The following is a 19,417-nucleotide window of genomic DNA, read 5'->3' as shown; positions in this document are numbered from 1 at the left end:
AACCTCCACCAACTGTCACATCAGTGTCATCCGGCGACGGCATAGTGTGCCCTGTCCAAGCAACAGGTGTTTTGTGATGAAGGTGTTCAAGAACTTGTCTCCCCGCCAGATTGCCCGCCACATCAAGAGCTTCCATCACGGCAGCTTCATGGTGGAGGCGCTGGGGCGGTTCGAATTCAGCGGCGGAGAGATCAATCTGGAGAGCCTGACCTGCCGTCAGACCCTGAGTCTGGCCCGGCAGATCAATCTGGAGGTTCGCGGCCTGCGTCACGTCAACCTGCTGTTGGGGTAACTTCCATAGTCCTTTCTGTTTGTAGTCTGCTTCCATACACGTCTTTGCCCGCCGCTCACCGAGCGTGCGGGCCATTTTTTATCGGACATTATCACGCCGGGTCTGTACTCAATGCTGCAGGATCTGGGAGAGGAACAGCTTGGTGCGCTCCGACTGGGGATGGTCGAAGAACTGATCCGGCACGTTCTCCTCAATGATCTGGCCGCGGTCCATGAAGATCACCCGATCCGCCACCTGCTTGGCAAACCCCATCTCGTGGGTGACGCAGAGCATTGTCATGCCCTCATGGGCCAGCTCCACCATCACATCCAGCACCTCGCGCACCATTTCGGGATCCAGCGCCGAGGTCGGCTCGTCAAACAGCATGACCTGAGGGTTCATGCAGAGGCTGCGGGCTATGGCCACCCGCTGCTGCTGGCCGCCGGAGAGCTGACCCGGGTACTTGAGGGCCTGCTCCGGGATCCTGACCCGGCGCAGGAAGGTCATGGCGATCTCCTCGGCTTCCCTGCGTGGCAGCTGTTTGACCCAGATGGGCGCCAGGCAACAGTTCTCCAGCACAGTCAGGTGGGGGAAGAGGTTGAAGTGCTGGAACACCATGCCCACCTCTTTGCGCACCATCTCTATGTTCTTGAGATCCGAGGTGAGCGCCGTGCCCTTGACCAGGATGTCACCGCTCTGGTGCTCCTCCAGCCGGTTGATACAGCGGATCATGGTGGACTTGCCCGAACCGGAAGGGCCGCAGATGACTATCTTCTCCCCCTTGCCGACCTGCAGGTTGATGTTACGCAGCACGTGAAAATCGCCGTACCATTTGTTGACGTCCTTGAGGGCAACCACAGGATCCATTGTCATTTTGAAGTCACTCCCGCTATGGGTGGTTGTTCCATCTGCAGCATAGGCAAGGCGTCATGCTGCGGGTGATTGGCGTCCTTGAGTGCCGCCAGGGTATCCGTTGTCATCTTGAAACCACTCCTAATGCTTGTGACCCGTGTTGAGCTTGTGCTCCAGATAGATGGAGTAACGGGACATGCCGAAACAGAACATCCAGAAGATCATGGCAATAAACACATAAGCCTCGGTGGAAAAGCCCAGCCAGGCCGGATCCGCCAGCGCCACCTTGGAGATGGCGAGCAGATCGAACAGGCCTATGATCAGCACCAGACTGGTGTCCTTGAACAAGGAGATAAAGGTATTCACCAGGGAGGGAATGGTGATCTTGAGGGCCTGCGGCATGATGATGAGGCCCATCACCTTCCAGTAGGAGAGTCCCAGCGCCTCACCCGCCTCGTACTGCCCCTTGGGGATCGCCTGCAGCCCCCCTCGCACCACCTCCGCCACATAGGCGGCCTGGAATAATATGATGCCGATGAGCGCCCTCAGCAGCTTGTCCAGCTCCACCTCGCTGGTCATGAACAGCGGCAGCATGACGGACGCCATGAAGAGCACGGTAATGAGCGGCACGGCGCGCCAGAACTCGATATAGACGGTGGAGAGGCTGGCGATGACCGGCATGTGGGAGCGACGCCCCAGCGCCAGCAGGATGCCGAATGGCAGGGCGACCGCTATGCCCACCACCGCCAGCACCAGGGTCAGCATCAAGCCGCCCCAGCGGTTGGTTTCCACCACCTCGAGACCGGCCCCGCCGTGGATCAGCAGGAAGGCGATGACGGGAAACACCAGCAGGGTAAAGAGCGCCAACCAGCCCTTGCGCGGGGTGCGCGGCCAGATCAGCAAGGCCAGCAGTACGGCCAGCCCGACGAAGGCCAGGTTGATGCGCCAATACTGATCCCCGGGGTAGAAACCGTAGAGATACTGCCCCAGCCGGCTCTCGATGAAGATCCAGCAAGCACCGCCCTGCACGCAGTCGGCGCGGCTGCTCCCCTGCCAGCTGGCCGAGAACAGCGCCCAGTCCAACGCCGACCAGAGAGCCGGCAGCAACAGATAGGCCAGCACCAGGGTCAGCAGGCCGTTCCACCAGTTGGGGAACAGGTTCTGCCTGAGCCAGGCGAGGACGCCCCGGCGGCGGTTGGGCGGCGGCAGCGCTTCTTGCAACTCGTTCACGAACATGGCGACTCCCTAGCGCTCGACCAGCGTCATTCTGCGGTTGTAGATGTTCATCAGGACTGACGTCGAGATGCTGATGATGAGATAGACGCCCATGGTCATGGCGATCACCTCGATGGCCTGCCCTGTCTGGTTGAGGGTGGTGCCCATGAACACAGAGACCAGATCCGGATAGCCGATGGCGGTGGCCAGCGAGGAGTTCTTGGTGAGGTTCAGGTACTGACTGGTCAGCGGCGGAATGATGACCCGCATCGCCTGTGGAATGACCACCAGCCGCAGGGTCTTGCTGGCTGACAACCCCAGCGCGGACGCAGCCTCCGTCTGGCCCTTGCTGATGGCCAGAATGCCGGAGCGCACTATCTCGGCGATGAAGGCCGCCGTGTAGATGGTCAGCGCCAGCAGCAGGGCCGCCAGTTCCGGCAGCACTGTCAATCCGCCCCGGAAGTTGAACCCCTGCAGGACAGGTATGCTCCAGGAGAGCGGACTCCCCGCCAGCAGGAAGGTAATGCAGGGCAGCAGGATCACCAGCCCTGCCGAGCAGCGCCAGACCGGGAATATCTTGCCGATCAACTCCTGGCGCCGACGCGACCAGCGCCGCAGACCCCAGCTCAGCAACAAGGCCAGCAGCAGGGCCCACAACACATAGCCGAAGCCGTCCTCGAACAGGGGCCTGGGGAGATAAAGACCGCGCACATTGAGGAAGGCAAGCTCACCCAGCTCCACACTCTGGTGCGGCGATGGCAGGGTGCGCAGCACAGAGAAGTACCAGAAGAAGATCTGCAGCAGCAGCGGAATATTGCGAAAGGTTTCGATATAGACGGTGGCAATCTTGGCCACCAGCCAGTTACTCGACAGGCGAGCGATCCCGAGCACGAAGCCGAGCAGGGTGGCAAACAGAATGCCGAGCATCGACACCAGCAGGGTATTGAGCAGGCCGACCACGAAGGTGCGGCCGAAGGTATAGGTTTCGTCGTAGGGGATCAGGCTCTGCAGTATGCCGAACCCGGCCGTGTTGCCCAGAAAATCGAAGCCTGTGGTGATGCCACGGGTCGCCAGATTGGTCAGGGCATTGTTGATGATGTAGAACAGGAACGCCATAACGGCCGCTATGGTCAGGCACTGGAAGATCAGCGCCCGCACCTTGGCGTCATACCACCAGCGGCCCTGTTCCTTCCTGTGGTTTGATGCGTGCAGCGCCATGAGGATGACTCCGACAAAGCCAGGGCAAGGGGAAAATGGGGGGCCAGGCCCCCCGGGCGATCATTGACTCAGCGAATAGGGGGGGCGTACATCAGGCCACCCTTGTTCCAGAGTGCGTTGATGCCGCGATCTATCTTGAGGGGCGAACCGCTCCCCACGTTGCGATCGAACGACTCGCCATAGTTGCCGACCTGCTTGACTATGTTGTAGGCCCACTTGTCATCCAGCCCCAGCACACTGCCCTTGGGCTCTTCCAGCCCCAGCAGACGGCGTATGTCCGGATTGGTGGATTTGAGCATCTCGTCCACATTGGCGCTGGTCACGCCAGCTTCCTCGGCATTGAGCATGGCGTAGAGACTCCAGCGCACCACCTTGAACCACTGATCATCCCCCTGCCGCACCGCCGGGCCCAGCGGCTCCTTGGAGATGACTTCAGGCAGCACCACGGCCTCATCCGGTTTGGTCAGCTTGATCTTGAGAGAGTAGAGCTGGGACTGATCCGAGGTCAGCACGTCGCAGCGACCCGCTTCGAACCCCTTGACGGTCTGATCCGAGGTATCGAACACCACAGGGGTATATTTCATGCCGCCGTTGGCACGGAAATAGTCCGCCAGATTGAGCTCGGTCGTGGTACCTGACTGGATGCAGACCGCGGCACCATCCAGCTCCTTGGCGCTCTTGACCCCGAGGGACTTGTTGACCAGGAAGCCCTGGCCGTCGTAGTAGTTCACCCCGGCGAAGGTCAGGCCAAGCGAACCGTCCCGGGTCAAAGTCCAGGTGGTGTTGCGCGACAGCAGATCCACTTCCCCCGATTGCAAGGCGGTGAAGCGCTCCTTGGCGGTGAGAGAGACATATTTGACCTTGCCGGCATCCCCCAGCACGGCGGCAGCCACGGCGCGGCAGACGTCCACGTCCAGACCCGTCCAGGTGCCCTTGGCATCCGGGTTGGAGAAACCGGGCAGCCCATCGCCGACCCCGCACTGCACGAACCCCTTCTTCTTGACCGCATCCAGGGTGCCGTCTGCCCAGGCATTCGCTGCCGCCAGCGACAGCACTATCACCATACCCGCCTTGTGTATCTGCTTCATGTCACTCTTCCCTGTGGTTTGATTCAAATTGGCACCCAAACCCTGCAAGATGCCACAGCTTTTCCTGCTTTTTCGCAGCTTATCCAGCCAGCCAAAAACCTGTCAATCGGTGCAACCAAGCCCGTTTCTGGTGCAGCAGCACAAAATGTTTGAATGGGTCGATATACACCTTATGAATAAAAAATAGACCCTTATCGACAAAATAGCATACTGAAATGACCCGCCCATACCGGGTGGATTATTTTTTAGGCAAAATGGGCCTGCACAAGCATGGGGCAGCGTATAGGTTGTTAACTATTTCATTAATATCGGGTTTTGATCGGGCTGCCCGCTCCTGGACAGCCCGATCCTGGCGCTGGCATCACGGCCAGACCCCCTTCATCGAAGCGCCCCTGACCGGTCGAACAAGGGGTGAAAACCTGAGGGGACAAGCGGATTCATTCGCCGCGCGGGCCATTCTCGATGTCGGTGACTATGCCGTTGCGCACCGTGACGAAGCGCATGAACTCGTTCTTGCCGAAGTTGTAGGTCCAGCGCTCGCCATATTTGACCTGCACCAGATTGCCAAACTGGTTCTCCTCGTTGCGGCTGAGCTCCTCGCGCAACATGGGCTCACCACACTTGAGCAGCATCTCGGCGGTACTGTCCCCTTCGGTGATGAGGGCATTCTTGCAACGCATCGCATCGGCGCTAGCCGGTATGCTCAGTAACAGCAGGGCCAGGACGGCCCCCAGATTCAGATGTCGCTTCATTGGCTATTCCATTTAAACAGGGCACTGCCCAGGGTGAGACAACAGAGGGTAAACAACAGGATCCAGCCCAGCGGCGCGGCCACCTCAGCCCAGCCGGCTCCCTCCAGCATGACGGCGCGGGCCGCCGTGATGATCTGGCTGAGTGGCAGCCAGGCCGCCAGCTGTTGCAGCCAGACCGGCGCCCCTTCCAGCGAGAACCAGACCCCGGAGAGGAACATCATGGGCATGCTGATGACGTTGAGCAGGCCGCTCGCCAGCTCCTCGTTCTGGATGCGGGCGGCGATGAGCAAGCCCAGCGACGCCATGGCCGCCCCGCCCGCCAGGGCGATCAGCAGCAGCAACCAGCCGGAGCCGAGCAGGGGCACGCCAAGCAGCCAGTACGCTACCAGAAACACCAGCAGGCTCACCACCAGGGTGATCACAATACGCGACAGCAACTGGGCGCAGAGAAACTCGGCGGCAGAGAGCGGCGTGGCCCTCAGCCGCTTGAGCACACCGTTCTTGCGATAGCGGACTATGACGAAGCCGACGCCGAACAGGCCGGAAAACATCAGGTTCATGCCGATCACCCCGGGCAGCAGCCAGTCCCCGTAGCGGATCGCCTGCCCGCTCAGGGTCTCCTTCACCAGCGGCCGGGAGATCGCCTGGCGCAACAGGTATTCGGCCATGGCGCCCTGACCGGCGTCCGGGTTGACCCAGTAACGGTCCGATCCGGGCGAGAGCAGCAGATCCAGCTGATGATGGCGTACCTTGAGCTGACCCTTGCGCTCGTCGTCATAGGGGATGAGCTTGAGCAGCGGAATGGCCTTCAGGGGGGCGTAGGTCACGGGCAGTTCACCTACCACGCCCATCTGCACCAGCGGCTTGGGCGGGCCGGAGAAGATGAGGGAGAAACCTACCACCAGCAGCAGCGGGAAGGCCAGGTTCCACACCAGGGCCGCCCTGTCGCGCACAAACTCCAGGTTGCGGGCATAAAAGAGCGCACCGATCCGCTTGCTGGCCCCCTTCATGTTCCGCTCCTCGGCCACCGCAAGGCACGCGGATAGCAGCGCGCCGCGACACGGCACGTCATGACTGCGTTCATGCGCCACTCCTCAGGCTATGGCCGGTCAGGTGCAAGAAGAGATCTTCCAGGTTGGGGGATCGCACCTGCATGCCGGTCAGCGGCACCCCCAGGTTCAGCAGTTGCGGCAACAGGAGCGCCACATCTGGGCACGTCAGCTCAACCTGATCACCGTGAGGCAAGAGCGGATAGCCCAGGCTGGCGAGGACCGGATGATCCGGCAGACGCACCAGCACCCCATCGAAGTGGCGGGCCAGCAGGGCGGCCGGGGTATCCAGACTGAGCAGATGGCCGTGATCGACGATGGCGATGCGATCGCACAGTTGCTGCGCCTCGTCCATGTAATGGGTGGTGAGCACCACCGTCTTGCCCTGGGCCTTGATCGCCTCGATGCGCTGCCAGAAGTGGTGGCGCGCCTGGGGATCCAGCCCAGTGGTAGGCTCATCCAGAAACAGCAGCTCGGGGTCGCCGAGCAGGGCCAGCGCCAGCAGCAGGCGCTGACGCTGGCCGCCGGAGAGCTTGCGGCTGTCTCTGTCGATGAACTCGCCAAGGGCGCACAGTTCGATGAGCTGCGCCTGAGGCAAGGGATTGGGATAGAGGCTGGCAAACAGGCGCAGGGTATCGCGCACCGTCAGAAAATCCTGCAGCGCCGTGTGCTGAAACTGGATGCCGATGCGGGAGCGGTAATCGGGGCCGCGGGGGGCGCCGTGAAACAGGATCTGGCCGCGGTCCGGGGTCAGGATCCCCTCCAGCAGCTCTATGGTGGTGGTCTTGCCTGCTCCGTTCGGGCCGAGCAGGCCGAAACAGCAACCGGCGGGAATGGCGAAGCTGAGCCCGTCCACCGCCTTGACGCCGGGAAAGTGCTTGATGAGATCAATGACTTCTATGATGGCAGCCATGCGTGTTTTCCAGAGTGACCGGGAACGCCAAGCCCTGACTATATCCAAATCCCCCGCAAAGGCACATTGTCTATCGACGAGGGCTCGCCAGACGGGGGCGCCTCAAACAGAAACGGCGACCCTGGGGTCGCCGTTTACTTTGCGTGGTCAAGCCAGCCGGATCACAGAATGTCCAGCAGCTCCACTTCGAATACCAGCGCTGAGTAGGGCGGGATGGAACCGGCACCACGGGCACCATAGGCCAGATCCTGCGGAATGTAGAGCTTCCACTTGGAGCCAACCGGCATCAGCTGCAGCGCTTCAACCCAGCCGGCAATGACGCCAGTCACCGGGAATTCGGCCGGCTCGCCACGGGCGACCGAGCTGTCGAACACGCCACCGTGGGTGAAGGTACCGTGGTAGTGCACGCGCACGGACTGACCGGCCACCGGCACGGCGCCGTTGCCTTCTACCATGACTTCGTATTGCAGACCGGAATCGGTCACCTTGACGTCGGCACGCTTGGCGTTGTCGGCCAGGAAGGTTTCGCCATCGGCGGCGGCAGCCTTGGCAACGGCTTCCTGCTCTTCCTGCATGCGAGCTGTGATCACCTGGAAGGCATCATTGATATCGTCACGGCTGACCGCGAACTCCAGACCATTCAGGGCATCTGCCAGACCTTGTTGCAGGGCCGGGATATCCAGACCGGCGAAGGCTTGCTGCGCCAGCTGATCACCCATGTTGCGGCCGATGCCATAGCTGGCCTTCTGTTCGATAGAGTCGTATTGGGACATTGAGATGTTGCTCCAGATCCAAGTAATAAAGAGGCGGGATAATATCAGACTTTTTGGCGAGGTGCTGCCGGCGGCGACCCTGATTTCCCCGCCCGTGGGAGGAACTTCACACAAGAAGAGCAGGATCGCCGCCCATCGGCGGCGATCCTGTCAGCCACAATGGCGTACTGAACCTCTGGACTCAAACCTCACTTGCTGTGGTATCAGCGCGATCCAGCAGGGCCCGCACCGCCGCTACCTTGGTCCCGTCGGTGATATTGACACGACCATCGTCCGATGGTGCCCATGTTGACCCCGTATGGAGAGACACCATGCCGCCGCACCGCTTCCCTTGCTCAGGAGCGATCCAGCAAAGCCCGCACCGCCGCTACCTTGGCGCCGTCGGTGATATTGACCCCGCCGTCATCAGAGGTGTCCATGTTGACCCCGTATGGAGAGACACCATGCCGCCGCACCGCTTCCCTTGCTCAGGAGCGATCCAGCAAAGCCCGCACCGCCGCTACCTTGGCACCGTCGGTGATATTGACGCGACCATCGTCCGAGGTGCCCATGTTAACGCCATGGGGCACCATGCCGCCACGCCAGCCCATGCCGGACATGTGCACCTCGCTCACCCCGGTGAACTCCAGTATGGTGCGCACGTTGTCGGCATTGACCCCGGCACCCGGCATCAGGCTGGCACGGCCCGCCAGGGCCTGCTGCATGGCCTGCAGTGTCTCCAGCCCCGCCAGCGCGGTCGGCGCATGACCCGAGCTCAGGATGCGCTCGCAGCCGGCCGCGACTATGGTCTCCAGATCCAGCCGCCAGTCGGATGAGAGGTCGATGGCGCGATGGAAGGTAACGCCGAGCGGCCCGGCCGCGTCCACCAGCTGGCGCAGCAGGTCGGCGGGCACCCGCCCCTCTTGATCCAGCAGGCCGATCACCACCCCCTGCAACCCGGCTGCACGGGCGGCGGCGATATCCAGCAACATAAGTTCAAACTCGGCGGCGCTGAAGCAAAAATCCCCGGCGCGGGGGCGGATCATGGCGTAGACGGGGACGCTGGCGTGGCGCGCGACCAGCTGCATGAAGCCATAAGAAGGGGTCAGGCCACCCAGCCCCAGCGCAGAGCAGAGCTCGATGCGATCCGCGCCGGCTTGCTGGGCGGTGAACAGGGATTCCAGGTTGTCGATACAAATTTCAAGACGGGTCATGATGACTCCTTTATTGGAGAGATCAGACAGCACATCTGATCTCATAAATTGAGCAAGGCCGCGCCGCGCACCCCGCCGGCGCCACCGAAGCGGGCCTGGCGGATCTCGGGCAGGGCGACACCGGGCAGCAGATGGCCGGGCAGGCGCAGCGGCAGCTGTTGGTACAGGGCAGGCAGGCCGCTCAGGCCGCCTCCCAGCACCACCACCTCGGGATCAACCACGGAGATGGCGGTCGCGAGCCCCGCGGCCATGATCTCGAGCCAGCAGTCGACCGTGGCTACCGCATGGGGCTCATGGGCCTCGAAGCGCCCCACTATCTGGTGACCGCTGGCACGCTGGCCATGAAAATGGTGATAGAGCCGCTCCAGCCCGGTGCCGGATGCATAGGTTTCAAAACAGACCAGGCGACCGCAGCCACAACGGGGGCGAGGCAAGTCGGGATACTTCATCAGCATGGTGGCCGGCAGCGGATAGTGACCTATCTCCCCCGCCAGCCAGTTGCGGCCCTGGATCAGCTTGCCCGCCAGATAGACGGCGCCGCCGATGCCGGTACCTATGGTGACCCCCAGCGCGCTGTCGGCCCCAGCTGCCGCGCCCTGGTGCACTTCCGACCAGAGGAAGCAGTTGGCATCGTTGTCCACCTTGACCGGGCGACCCAGCAGCTCGGCCAGATCGGCGCCCAGATGGCGGCCATTGATGGAGGGCAGGTTCGCCGCCACTATGCTGTGATCGTGCCGATTGAGGATGCCGGGAAAGCCGATGCCCACAGCGCCTCTCGCGCCGAAACGGGCGTCCGCCTGCTCGACCCGGTCACGGATGAGCTGCTGCAGCCCCTCGTAATCGTTGCCGGGCGTGCTCATGCGCTCCTCATGGCAGAGGTTCAAGGCGCCGTCATACACGGCGAACGCTATCTTGGTGCCACCAATATCAAAGCCGTAATACATGCCCACACTCCCTTGTCGGTGAGTCACCTCACCTCAGTCTGTCCAGAGCAGCACATTGTATTAATTCGCAAAAAAAATAAAGTGACCGGGGGCGAAAAATGGGAGCGAGATCAAAGCAAACGGAACATTTGCCGTTGCAGGCAAGCCTGGCCAAGGCTCATCAGGGTGCGCGCCTGACCGTCGAAGACGAAGCCGCGCCTCAGGTAAAAACCCTCGCCGATCCGGTTGCCATCGAGCAGCCACAATCTGACGCTGTCGCAGCCGGCACGACGCATCTGCATGGCCACCGCCTGCCATAGCCGCTTGCCATGGCCCTGGCGCCAGTGATCGGGATGAAGGTAAAAGGCGCGGATCAGGGCGTTCGACTCTGTGCCATCCAGCACGAGCTGCCAGTAGAGCAGGCCTATGACCACCTCGTCCTGGCACAGCAGCATGGGCCTGGGGCCGGATTCGACGAGCCGGCTCTGCCAGATCTGCAGGTGCTCGGTCACCGAAAGCTGGGCCAGCATGTCGGCACCGAGCACCTCGCCATAGGCCGCGAGCCAGCTGGCCCGCTGCATCACCGTCATGGCAGGCGCGTCATCGGTCCGCGCCATGCGCAGGCTCATGCCTTGCATTGGGGCACCAGACCGGAGGCGCGGGCCTGTTCGTAGAGCGGCATAGCTTCAGCCTGCTGGGCCTGCAGCTCGGCGATCCGGGTCTCGTTGCTGGGGTGGGTGGAGAGCAGTTGCGGCGGCGCCTTGCCACCTGCGGCGGCACTCATGTTCTGCCACAGGGGAACGGCCTCGGCGGGATTGAAGCCGGCGCGGGCCATCAGATCCAAGCCCAGCCTGTCCGCCTCGCTCTCCTGCTCGCGGCCATAGGGCAGCATGACCCCCACCTCGACCCCGAGCCCCAGCGCCGCCATGGTGGCGCCGCGATACTCGCTGCTGCCCATGGCGATGTCGGCCGCCGCCAGACCAAGACCGGTCAGCTGGCTGCGGGAGAGTCGTTCGTTGGAGTGCTGGGCCAGCACGTGGGTCAGCTCGTGACCTATGACGGTGGCGAGCTGATCCTGATTCTTGGCGACCTTGAGCAGGCCGCTGTAGACCCCGATCTTGCCGCCGGGCAGGGCGAAGGCGTTGACCTGCTTGGAGTCAAACACCACCACTTCCCAGCTGGTGATGCCATACTGGCTCGGCACCTGGGCGGTCACCGCCTTGGCGACACAGGAGACATAGGCATTGATCCTGGCATCCTTGCTCACCTTCTCCTGCTTCTTCATCTGCTCGAAGGAGTCGGCCCCCAGCTGGCTCATCTGCTGGGGCGAGAACAGCAGCATCTGGCTGCGGCCGGTAGGAGACTGGGCACAGCTGGCCAGCAGGGTGGAACAGAGTGCCGCCAGGCCGAGCTTGAACAGGGGAGATGTCATGGAGGTGTCCTTCACCATAAAGATGCCCTATTTTCGGAAATGCGGGCGTCCGGCGCAAGTCGACAGATCACGCTGTTCGGCGAAAGCGGTCACATGTCGTCATTGTGGATCCACTCAAAAAGAAAACGGGCCCCGCGGGGCCCGTGTTGCAGAGGAAACCGGCTTACATTATGCCCAGTTTCTTCAGGTCGGCTTCGACCACCTTGGCCGGTACAGGTACGTAGCCATCTTTGGCCACTATGTTCTGGCCCGCCTTGGAGAGCACCATCTTCAGGAACTCTTGCTCCATCGGGGAGAGCGGCTTGTTCGGGTGCTTGTTCACGTAAACGTACAGGAAGCGCGACAGCGGGTACTTGCCGGTGATGGCGTTGTCGGCGCTCGCTTCGATGAAGGTCTTGCCATCCTTGGAGAGCGGTACGGCGCGCACACCTGAGGTGACGTAGCCGATGCCCGAGTAGCCGATGCCGTTCAGGGAAGAGGAGACGGACTGCACCACTGAGGCAGAACCCGGCTGCTCGTTCACGCCGCTCTTGAAGTCACCGTTGCACAGGGCGTGCTCCTTGAAGTAACCGTAGGTACCGGACACAGAGTTGCGACCGAACAGCTGCAGATCCTTGGAGGACCAGTTGCCGTCCAGACCGAGATCGGCCCACTTGGTGGCGGCCTTGGCTTCGCCGCACTTGAGGGTGCTGGAGAAGATGGCATCCAGTTGCGGCATGGTCAGCCCCTTGATGGGGTTGTCCTTGTTGACGAACACGGCCAGGGCATCGACCGCGACGCGGATGGCGGTCGGCTTGTAGCCGTAGCGCTTCTCGAACGCCTCTTCCTCGCCGGACTTCATGGCGCGGCTCATGGGGCCAAACTGGGCGACACCTTCGGTCAGTGCGGTCGGGGCGGTAGAGGAGCCGGCGGCCTGGATCTGCACGTTGACGTTGGGGTACATGCGCTTAAATTCTTCGGCCCACAGGGTCATCATGTTGGCCAGGGTGTCCGAGCCGACAGAGGACAGGTTGCCCGAGATGCCGCTGGTCGGAGTGTAATCCGGCAGGTTTTTATCCACACCGGCAGCCAGGGTGCTGACGGAAAACAGGGTAGCTGCGGTGAATCCGATTACACCAGCCAGTTTGTTGAGTTTCATCCAATCTCTCCAAGGTTGCAGAACGCAGTCCATCAAAACACGGGTTAACTTGGCGCACCGTCGGTCACGCCGAGCGATTCGCTGAGTGTCATTTCATGCCCTCTTCCCCCAGTCCAGCGGTGGCAGAAGGCAATCGTCAATCTGAGGCCGAAAGTGGTAGCATCCCGAGCACAGCGATCGGCTGGTCGCGTTTCGTACTCTGCCTGCGCCAAGTCGGCGACAGGTCCGTTCTCAAGACGGCGCCAGTATCTGACCTGGCAGTGACAAATTTATGGATTTAATGTGACACTTTAATGACATGGCGAGGCTTGTGAGCAAATGAAAAGAGGGCCGCTGTCGCCGCCCTCTCTGCACTGCTAACCCATTGCCGAAAAAGACTATTTCAACACCACCATGCGGGCCGGAATGAGGAAGCTGAAACGGCTGCCGAGGCCGACCCGGCTCTCGATATCGAGCTGGGCATCGTGATGACTCAAGGCGTGCTTGACGATGGCGAGCCCCAGCCCGGAGCCACCCGTGTGGCGCGAGCGGGCCCGGTCCACCCGATAGAAGCGCTCGGTGAGCCGCGCCAGATGCTCGGGCGGGATCCCCTCCCCCTCGTCCTGCACCACAAACAGCGCCATGGCCCCCTGCTTGCGCCACTCCACGCTGATCTTGCGCTCCGCCGGGGTGTAGTGAATGGCGTTGTAGACCAGGTTGGAGACGGCGCTGCGCAGCTGATCCTGATCCCCGCGCACGAACAGATTGGGTTGCACGCTGAATTCGATCTGGTGCGCCCGCTCCCCCGACAGCGCCCGCGCCTCCTGCTCCAGCAGCCCCAGCATGGCGGGCATGTCCACCAGGTGGGAAAGATCCACCGAGGGGGCCGCCTCGATCCGCGACAGGGTGAGCAGCTGATTGACCAGATTGTCCATGCGGATGGTCTGCTCCATCATCACCCTGTGCGCCTTGGCCCACAGGGCGGGGGGCGGCGGTTCTTCGGTCATCTCCAGATAGCCCTTGAGCACGGTGAGCGGCGTGCGCAGTTCGTGGGAGACGTTGGAGACGAAGTGCTTGCGGGTCTTCTCCAGGCTGCGCAGCCGGGTCACGTCCCGCACCACCAGCATGGCCTGATCCTCGGCGTAGGGCATGATCCGAAACTCGAGAAACTTCTCCTCGTTGATGGGCGAGGTCATCTCGAACGGTTCGTCATACTGCCCCTTGTTCAGATAAGCCCCGAAGGCGGGATTGCGAATGAGGTTGCCTATGTGCTGACCGGCGTCTTCCGGCCAGCGAAAACCGAGCAGCTGCTCCGCCAGCCGGTTGCACCAGAGGATGCTGCCGTCGGTGCGAAACACCACGGCGGCATCGGGCAGGGCTTCGGCCCCTTCCCGAAAGCGGCGGATGAGGCCCGCCAGCTCGCGGCGCCGGGCACGGTGGCGCTGCTGCAACTTGTAGATGCCGTTGAAGATGTACTCCCAGCTGCCGCTGCCGTTGGGGGGCACCAGGCTGCGATCGTGCCACAGCCAGTCCGACAGCCGCTTCTGGAAGCGATAGTGCCAGCCCAGATGCAGCACGGTCGCCACCAGCAGGCAAAGAGTGAGGGTATTCGTCAACCAGCCGACCAAGACGAAGGGCGTATAAAAAAACGCCATCCGCCACAACTGTCGCCGCCAGGCGTAAGGTTGCAACATAACGTCCTCTACAGACGGGTTGAGAAGCGATAGCCTGCGCCGCGCACCGTCTGAATCAATCGATCGTGACCCGTCTCTTCAATGGCCTTGCGCAAGCGACGAATATGCACATCCACGGTTCTGTCCTCGACGTACACATTGGTACCCCAGACATTGTTGAGCAGCTGCTCGCGGCTGTAGACCCGCTCGGGGTGGGTCATGAAGAAGTGCAGCAGCTTGAACTCGGTCGGCCCCATGTCCAGCGCCTTGTCTTCGGCGCTGACTCTGTGGGAAACCGGGTCCAGCTTGAGCCCCTGCACCTCGATCACCTCGTCCACCGAGGTGGGGGAGACGCGGCGCATCACGGCGTGCAGGCGGGCGGTCAGCTCCTTGGGGGAGAACGGCTTGGTGATGTAGTCATCGGCCCCCGCCTCCAGACCACGCACCTTGTCCTCCTCCTCGCCGCGGGCGGTCAGCATCACCACCGGGATCTGGCGGGTCACCTCATCCTGCTTGAGTTGCTTGATGAACTGGATGCCACTGCCACCGGGCATCATCCAGTCCAGCACGATGAGTTCGGGGTAAGGCTCGCGCACCTTCGCCAGTCCATCGGCGTAATCTTCAGCTTCAACCGTCTCATATCCCTTTTGCTCGAGCACGAAGCAGAGCATTTCGCGGATCGGTGCTTCGTCCTCGACCACCAGAATTCGCTTAGCCATATCCCTTCTCTCTCCTGTGTGAAGATGGGTGCGCCAATTATTAGAACTTTCTGTGACACTTTTATGACTTTATGACAGGCGGGATGATAAACGTTTTCAGATTCAGTTGGCAGCAGCGAGTTGCAGCAGGTCCCAGCGGTTGCCACTGATATCCTCGAACACCACCACCATGCCGTATGGCTCGCTACGTGGCTGTTCACAAAAATGAACACCGTAGTCCAGCATGCGCTGGTAATCGGCCCAGAAATCGTCGGTTTCGAGGAACAGAAATACCCGGCCACCGCCCTGTTGACCGATGGATGCCTGCTGCTCGGGCGTGGCGGCGCGAGCTAGCAAGAGCGCCGAGCCGGGCGCGCCGGCAGGCGCAACCCGCACCCAACGCTTGCCCGGTTTACCCGGTTCATCGAGGTGAGTGTCTTCCAGCAATGTAAAACCCAACCCCCGGGTAAAGAAGGCGATGGCCTCGTCATAGTCGGCCACCAGCAGGGCCAGGGCGCCTATGTGTTGTGACATGGAAATACTCCTCAACAGATGGATGAAGGGGGCTAACGCCCCGGCTGGCGCGCATCATAGCGGCTTGGAGTCTTGGGCTCCAGCAGCAATGCCCCGCTCGAAGGAGCAGCCCTTCCCCTGCCACCAGACCTGCGTTCTATTCCACCTCCTATTCCACCTCGACCCTGTTGCGACCCCGTTTTTTGGCCTGGTAGAGCGCCTCGTCGGCCCGCTTGAGGGCCTGCTCCAGCGGATCTCCGCGCCGCTCCGCCACCCCGAACGAGGCCGTGATGGGCAGCGCCAGCGGCCAGTGCGGATAAGCCACCAGGGCGACTCGCAGCCGCTCTGCCAGCCCCTCTGCGCGGGCCTGCTCGTAGTGCAGGCAGACCAGCACGAACTCCTCCCCGCCCCAGCGAACCAGCCGGCACAGGCTATCGCAGTGGCGCAGCACCTCGCTCACCATGTGCTTGAGCACCTCGTCCCCCACCGGATGACCGTGGCCGTCGTTGACCCGCTTGAAGTGGTCTATGTCGATGTAGATGAAAGAGAGGGGCATATCGCCGAGCTCGGCCAGCAGCTTGTTGCCGCCGAGCCGGTTGAGGGCGCCGGTCAGGGGATCGTACCTGGCCTCCTCCTCGGTGCGCCGGGTCTTTTCGCTCAGACTCTGGCTGAGCGCCTCCGCCGCCAGCCTGGCCGCACGGGCCTTGCGCAATCGATCCCGCATCAGCAGGTGTTGTACCAGAAACAGCAACAGGCAATAGCCCAGCCAGCTCAACAGCAGGGGACGATAGAAGGAACCCGGCTGCACCCAGCGACCATGAAACTCCATCTGTTCCAGCACCAGCCGGTAGTGGCCGGGCTGCATACCGATGCCGGAGGCCAGCTCGACGGCATAGACATGCCTCAGATCAGGCCCCTGTTGCGCCAGCGGTATCTTGTACTGCTGCACCCACCAGGTGGCCGGGGTGAACACCTTGAGCGGCACATCCTGCACCCGGCCGTAATCATCGGGGCGGAAGATCACCTCGTTGAACTTGTGGGACGACGCATCCCCGGCCCTGGAATAAGCGGGGTGATAGTTGCGCAGGTAGAGCCGCCAGATCTGGGGCCCCTCCCCCTCGACCCTGAGCCGGATGCGCACCCAGTCGAAGCGGGAGAGATCGATCCCCCGCTCTGGCTCGGTCAGGGTCAGCACCAGCTCGCAGAACGGAAAGGCATACCCGGCGCGCAGCTGGCAATCGATGGCGGGTTTCTCCGCCACCGCATCATGGTGCGCCGAGCCGCCCCCGGCCGACAGCAGTGTGGTGACAGACTGGCCGCCGTGGACCCTGTCATCCTGCGCCGTGACGGACAGGCGGGCATTGCTCACCATGTCCAGCCGCCGATCGGGCCCGAATTCAAACAGCAGGATCGCCAGCAGGCTCAATCCCAGCAATACCCAGAACAGCACATTGGCCAGACGAGAATAGGAAGGGGTCATATAGGCTCCGCCCGACTAGGGGCTCTGACTCTATATCAGGGGATCCGGCACGCCAGGATCCCTGGTTATTACACACGCCGACACGGGCGCCATAGGGTATTTTCTCAGCCGGATACCGGCGGACAGGGCCAGACTCGCCCCGGGATCAGGCGCGCCACCCGGGTGCGGCCGTCCTGCGTCAACCGGGAGGTACCAGGTCGGCCCCCCGGAGAGACGCGCGCTTGCCAATCAGATGTGAACACAGGATAGAGCACTCCATGCCATGGAAAAATAACGAGAAATAAATAAAAAGGGCCCTGATGGGCCCATCTTACACAAGGGAAATGGTGAGCAACAACACCCTCATGGTCCCTCGCGCAGTGTCCGGTAGAGGGTGGTGCGGCTGATGCCGAGCTGGCGCGCCGCCTCGCTCACGTTGCCCCCGCAATCCGCCAGGGTCTGCTGCACCCGCAGTCGGTTCTGCTGGCGCAAGGTGTGGGCACTCGCCTGTGACGAGGGCGCGGCCGATGCGGCGGGCAGATGCAGGTGGGCGGATTCAATCCAGCCCTGCCCCTCCGCCAGCACGCAGGCCACCTCCAGCGCCTGCTTGAGCTGGCGCACGTTGCCGGGCAGCGGGTGAGCCAGCAGTTGCTGCTCAGCATCACCCGTCAGGCGCAGCGCCGAGTCCATCTCCGCCAGCAGCCGCTGGATCAATCCCAGGCGTTCGCCCCTTGGCCATGCCCGCAGCGGTGTCAGCTGCTGGCGCCAGCCGCAGATCCGGTAATAGAGATCCTCGCGAAACGTGCCGGCCTGCACCATGGCCGCCAGATCCCGGTGGCTGGCGCTGACCAGCCAGAAATCAACAGGCTCGGGTCTGTGGCTGCCGACCGGGGTCACGCTGCGCTCCTGCAACACCCGCAACAGCCGGGTCTGGGCCAGCAGCGGCAACTCGCCGATTTCATCCAGCATCAGGATGCCGCCGTGGGCGGCGCGCAGATAGCCCTGACTGCCCTGGCTGCGGGCGCCGCTGAAGGCACCGCCCACGTAGCCAAACAGCTCGGCCTCCACCAGATCGGCCGGCAGGGCGCCGCAGTTGACGCACACCAGGGGCCTATCCTGCCGACTCGACTGGCGGTGCAGGGCGCGCACCAGGTGCTCCTTGCCGCTGCCTGTCTCTCCCTCGATGAGCAACGAGATACCCCGCTCCAGCATCTTGAGCGGCACCTGTGCCGACCCTGGTTGCTCGATTTGCCGGGGCGCCGCAACCGGCTCTGGCACCAGCCGCAGGCCACGGCGTTCACGCAGCAACTGCCGGCCATCGAAGGGGTGCTGGCCGAGCCAGAGCCGTCCGGCCCGGTTGGCACCGAGCAGCTCGCCCGCCTCCCCCAGCAGCAGACGGGCGGACCAGAGACTCTGGGGATCGAGATCCACCAGCCAGCCTGGCTGGCGCGCCAGCAGCGCGTTTTCCAGCGTCATGGCCAGCAGCCGAACCGTGCCCAGCATGTCGCCGTCGTGGTGGGCCGCGTCTGTGGAGATGTCGAGTACCCCGAGCAATTGCCCGTCGGGCCCGAGCAGGGGGCTGGCGCTGCAACTGAGGAAGCTGTGCTGGGCGAAGAAGTGCTCGGACCCCAGCACCTGCACCTCGCTCTGCTCGGCCAGCGCTGTGCCGATGGCGTTGGTGCCCTTGCTCGCCTCCCCCCAGCGGGCGCCGCTGCGCAAAAAAATGCGCTCGGCGTGGTGGGCAAAACCATCGTCACCGCTGGCGGCCAGTATGGCCCCCTCGCCGTCACACAGCAGCAGGCGACAGGGCCTGCCCGCCAGCAACTGGGCAAACAGCGGCAGCACGAAACGCTGGAAGCAGGCAATCAGCGTCCTGTGCTGCTCCTGGCGGGCCGACAGCTCCCCCTGGGGCAACAGATCCAGCTCGGCGCTCTGCTGGCGATGCAGGCCCTGATGCAGGCAGCGCTGCCAGGAACGCTGGATCTGACTGGGGCTGAGACTGGATTGAGGTAGCTCGTTCATCATGCCTCCTGTTCACAAACGGCACGCATGGTGCCGGCAAATGTGGGTAACTCGCTCATCACGCCTCCTGTTCACAAACGGCACGACTGTCACGGTCACTGTCCAGAATCGGCACAGTTTCCTCACCTTCGCCGTGGTCATTGGTTAACCAAGATATGCTGCCGCACCCCGTTTGGTAACGTTTTTGTAACCTTTTGCCCACTGGTCAGACCCTTTGGCATGGCCCTTGCGATACCCCCTGCGTACCACCCCGGCC

Annotated in this window: 19 protein-coding genes and 1 pseudogene; 1 reads left to right on the top strand and 19 read right to left on the bottom strand. The window is 62.6% G+C overall.

Annotated elements, in window-relative coordinates; genetic code table 11:
* Positions 1 to 76: 76 nt before the first annotated feature.
* Entirely contained in the window at positions 77 to 292 is a 216-nt protein-coding gene (locus AACQ95_RS18125) for a DUF1107 domain-containing protein (RefSeq protein ID WP_098984719.1), read from the top strand.
* A 108-nt stretch (positions 293 to 400) separates the two neighbouring features.
* On the opposite strand, the gene AACQ95_RS18120 is transcribed toward AACQ95_RS18125, so the two are convergent.
* The 19 genes and pseudogenes from AACQ95_RS18120 to AACQ95_RS18030 all read right to left on the bottom strand — a co-directional run bounded on the left by AACQ95_RS18120 (position 401) and on the right by AACQ95_RS18030 (position 19,161).
* On the bottom strand, positions 401 to 1,144 hold the full coding sequence (locus tag AACQ95_RS18120; protein WP_043134587.1) for an amino acid ABC transporter ATP-binding protein: 744 nt from the start codon (positions 1,142 to 1,144) through the stop codon (positions 401 to 403).
* Positions 1,145 to 1,264: 120 nt separating this feature from the next.
* A complete protein-coding gene (locus AACQ95_RS18115; protein WP_043134586.1) occupies positions 1,265 to 2,359 on the bottom strand; it encodes an amino acid ABC transporter permease in 1,095 nt (364 codons plus the stop codon).
* A gap of 9 nt (positions 2,360 to 2,368) precedes the next feature.
* Complete coding sequence (locus AACQ95_RS18110) at positions 2,369 to 3,556, bottom strand: amino acid ABC transporter permease (RefSeq protein ID WP_241279249.1); 1,188 nt, start codon at positions 3,554 to 3,556, stop codon at positions 2,369 to 2,371.
* 68 nt (positions 3,557 to 3,624) lie between these two features.
* Positions 3,625 to 4,644 carry an amino acid ABC transporter substrate-binding protein gene (locus tag AACQ95_RS18105; protein WP_043134584.1) on the bottom strand — a complete coding sequence of 340 codons (1,020 nt, stop codon included), beginning with the start codon at positions 4,642 to 4,644 and terminating at the stop codon, positions 3,625 to 3,627.
* Between the two features lie 437 nt (positions 4,645 to 5,081).
* Complete coding sequence (locus AACQ95_RS18100; protein WP_043134583.1) at positions 5,082 to 5,396, bottom strand: DUF2845 domain-containing protein; 315 nt, start codon at positions 5,394 to 5,396, stop codon at positions 5,082 to 5,084.
* Positions 5,393 to 6,406: an ABC transporter permease gene (locus AACQ95_RS18095; protein ID WP_241279248.1), complete on the bottom strand. Its 1,014-nt coding sequence runs from the start codon at positions 6,404 to 6,406 to the stop codon at positions 5,393 to 5,395. The genes AACQ95_RS18100 and AACQ95_RS18095 overlap by 4 nt, the downstream gene beginning before the upstream one ends.
* A gap of 70 nt (positions 6,407 to 6,476) precedes the next feature.
* A complete protein-coding gene (locus AACQ95_RS18090; protein WP_103471354.1) occupies positions 6,477 to 7,358 on the bottom strand; it encodes an ABC transporter ATP-binding protein in 882 nt (293 codons plus the stop codon).
* 161 nt (positions 7,359 to 7,519) lie between these two features.
* Positions 7,520 to 8,131 (bottom strand): FKBP-type peptidyl-prolyl cis-trans isomerase, encoded by a 612-nt coding sequence (locus AACQ95_RS18085; protein ID WP_043134579.1) that lies wholly within the window; start codon positions 8,129 to 8,131, stop codon positions 7,520 to 7,522.
* Between the two features lie 181 nt (positions 8,132 to 8,312).
* Positions 8,313 to 8,448: pseudogene (locus AACQ95_RS18080) on the bottom strand (copper homeostasis protein CutC); the annotation flags it as partial.
* A 150-nt stretch (positions 8,449 to 8,598) separates the two neighbouring features.
* The gene (locus tag AACQ95_RS18075; RefSeq protein ID WP_241279247.1) at positions 8,599 to 9,324 is read right to left on the bottom strand and encodes a copper homeostasis protein CutC; all 726 of its coding nucleotides are present in this window, start codon (positions 9,322 to 9,324) and stop codon (positions 8,599 to 8,601) included.
* Positions 9,325 to 9,365: 41 nt separating this feature from the next.
* The gene (locus tag AACQ95_RS18070) at positions 9,366 to 10,268 is read right to left on the bottom strand and encodes an ROK family protein (RefSeq protein WP_042867273.1); all 903 of its coding nucleotides are present in this window, start codon (positions 10,266 to 10,268) and stop codon (positions 9,366 to 9,368) included.
* A 110-nt stretch (positions 10,269 to 10,378) separates the two neighbouring features.
* The gene (locus AACQ95_RS18065) at positions 10,379 to 10,885 is read right to left on the bottom strand and encodes a GNAT family N-acetyltransferase (RefSeq protein ID WP_241279246.1); all 507 of its coding nucleotides are present in this window, start codon (positions 10,883 to 10,885) and stop codon (positions 10,379 to 10,381) included.
* Positions 10,873 to 11,679 carry a M48 family metallopeptidase gene (locus tag AACQ95_RS18060; RefSeq protein WP_103471359.1) on the bottom strand — a complete coding sequence of 269 codons (807 nt, stop codon included), beginning with the start codon at positions 11,677 to 11,679 and terminating at the stop codon, positions 10,873 to 10,875. Before AACQ95_RS18060 ends, AACQ95_RS18065 begins: the two co-directional genes overlap by 13 nt.
* A gap of 163 nt (positions 11,680 to 11,842) precedes the next feature.
* On the bottom strand, positions 11,843 to 12,817 hold the full coding sequence (locus AACQ95_RS18055; protein WP_017408555.1) for a PstS family phosphate ABC transporter substrate-binding protein: 975 nt from the start codon (positions 12,815 to 12,817) through the stop codon (positions 11,843 to 11,845).
* Positions 12,818 to 13,194: 377 nt separating this feature from the next.
* Positions 13,195 to 14,490 carry a phosphate regulon sensor histidine kinase PhoR gene (phoR, locus tag AACQ95_RS18050; protein ID WP_043554831.1) on the bottom strand — a complete coding sequence of 432 codons (1,296 nt, stop codon included), beginning with the start codon at positions 14,488 to 14,490 and terminating at the stop codon, positions 13,195 to 13,197.
* 8 nt (positions 14,491 to 14,498) lie between these two features.
* The gene (gene phoB, locus AACQ95_RS18045; RefSeq protein ID WP_043134568.1) at positions 14,499 to 15,188 is read right to left on the bottom strand and encodes a phosphate regulon transcriptional regulator PhoB; all 690 of its coding nucleotides are present in this window, start codon (positions 15,186 to 15,188) and stop codon (positions 14,499 to 14,501) included.
* Between the two features lie 102 nt (positions 15,189 to 15,290).
* Positions 15,291 to 15,701 (bottom strand): VOC family protein, encoded by a 411-nt coding sequence (locus AACQ95_RS18040; protein WP_241279245.1) that lies wholly within the window; start codon positions 15,699 to 15,701, stop codon positions 15,291 to 15,293.
* A gap of 148 nt (positions 15,702 to 15,849) precedes the next feature.
* Positions 15,850 to 17,160: a GGDEF domain-containing protein gene (locus AACQ95_RS18035; protein ID WP_241279244.1), complete on the bottom strand. Its 1,311-nt coding sequence runs from the start codon at positions 17,158 to 17,160 to the stop codon at positions 15,850 to 15,852.
* A 342-nt stretch (positions 17,161 to 17,502) separates the two neighbouring features.
* Positions 17,503 to 19,161, bottom strand: coding sequence for a sigma-54-dependent Fis family transcriptional regulator (locus tag AACQ95_RS18030; RefSeq protein ID WP_241279243.1), 1,659 nt, complete (start codon positions 19,159 to 19,161; stop codon positions 17,503 to 17,505).
* Between the last annotated feature and the right edge of the window lie 256 nt (positions 19,162 to 19,417).

The sequence above is a fragment of the Aeromonas sp. MR19 genome (assembly GCF_963899305.1).
In the GTDB taxonomy this organism is placed as follows: Bacteria; Pseudomonadota; Gammaproteobacteria; order Enterobacterales; family Aeromonadaceae; genus Aeromonas; species Aeromonas bestiarum.
The sequence above is the reverse complement of the archived record's forward strand: the minus strand, read 5'-3'. Positions and strand labels throughout refer to the sequence as shown.

Coding starts and splice junctions, on each gene's coding strand:
- AACQ95_RS18125 (WP_098984719.1), top strand. CDS start 77: ATGAAGGTGTTCAAGAACTTGTCTCCCCGCCAGATTGCCCGCCACATC.
- AACQ95_RS18120 (WP_043134587.1), bottom strand. CDS start 1,144: ATGACAATGGATCCTGTGGTTGCCCTCAAGGACGTCAACAAATGGTAC.
- AACQ95_RS18115 (WP_043134586.1), bottom strand. CDS start 2,359: ATGTTCGTGAACGAGTTGCAAGAAGCGCTGCCGCCGCCCAACCGCCGC.
- AACQ95_RS18110 (WP_241279249.1), bottom strand. CDS start 3,556: ATGGCGCTGCACGCATCAAACCACAGGAAGGAACAGGGCCGCTGGTGG.
- AACQ95_RS18105 (WP_043134584.1), bottom strand. CDS start 4,644: ATGAAGCAGATACACAAGGCGGGTATGGTGATAGTGCTGTCGCTGGCG.
- AACQ95_RS18100 (WP_043134583.1), bottom strand. CDS start 5,396: ATGAAGCGACATCTGAATCTGGGGGCCGTCCTGGCCCTGCTGTTACTG.
- AACQ95_RS18095 (WP_241279248.1), bottom strand. CDS start 6,406: ATGAAGGGGGCCAGCAAGCGGATCGGTGCGCTCTTTTATGCCCGCAAC.
- AACQ95_RS18090 (WP_103471354.1), bottom strand. CDS start 7,358: ATGGCTGCCATCATAGAAGTCATTGATCTCATCAAGCACTTTCCCGGC.
- AACQ95_RS18085 (WP_043134579.1), bottom strand. CDS start 8,131: ATGTCCCAATACGACTCTATCGAACAGAAGGCCAGCTATGGCATCGGC.
- AACQ95_RS18075 (WP_241279247.1), bottom strand. CDS start 9,324: ATGACCCGTCTTGAAATTTGTATCGACAACCTGGAATCCCTGTTCACC.
- AACQ95_RS18070 (WP_042867273.1), bottom strand. CDS start 10,268: ATGTATTACGGCTTTGATATTGGTGGCACCAAGATAGCGTTCGCCGTG.
- AACQ95_RS18065 (WP_241279246.1), bottom strand. CDS start 10,885: ATGCAAGGCATGAGCCTGCGCATGGCGCGGACCGATGACGCGCCTGCC.
- AACQ95_RS18060 (WP_103471359.1), bottom strand. CDS start 11,679: ATGACATCTCCCCTGTTCAAGCTCGGCCTGGCGGCACTCTGTTCCACC.
- AACQ95_RS18055 (WP_017408555.1), bottom strand. CDS start 12,817: ATGAAACTCAACAAACTGGCTGGTGTAATCGGATTCACCGCAGCTACC.
- phoR (WP_043554831.1), bottom strand. CDS start 14,490: ATGTTGCAACCTTACGCCTGGCGGCGACAGTTGTGGCGGATGGCGTTT.
- phoB (WP_043134568.1), bottom strand. CDS start 15,188: ATGGCTAAGCGAATTCTGGTGGTCGAGGACGAAGCACCGATCCGCGAA.
- AACQ95_RS18040 (WP_241279245.1), bottom strand. CDS start 15,701: ATGTCACAACACATAGGCGCCCTGGCCCTGCTGGTGGCCGACTATGAC.
- AACQ95_RS18035 (WP_241279244.1), bottom strand. CDS start 17,160: ATGACCCCTTCCTATTCTCGTCTGGCCAATGTGCTGTTCTGGGTATTG.
- AACQ95_RS18030 (WP_241279243.1), bottom strand. CDS start 19,161: ATGAACGAGCTACCTCAATCCAGTCTCAGCCCCAGTCAGATCCAGCGT.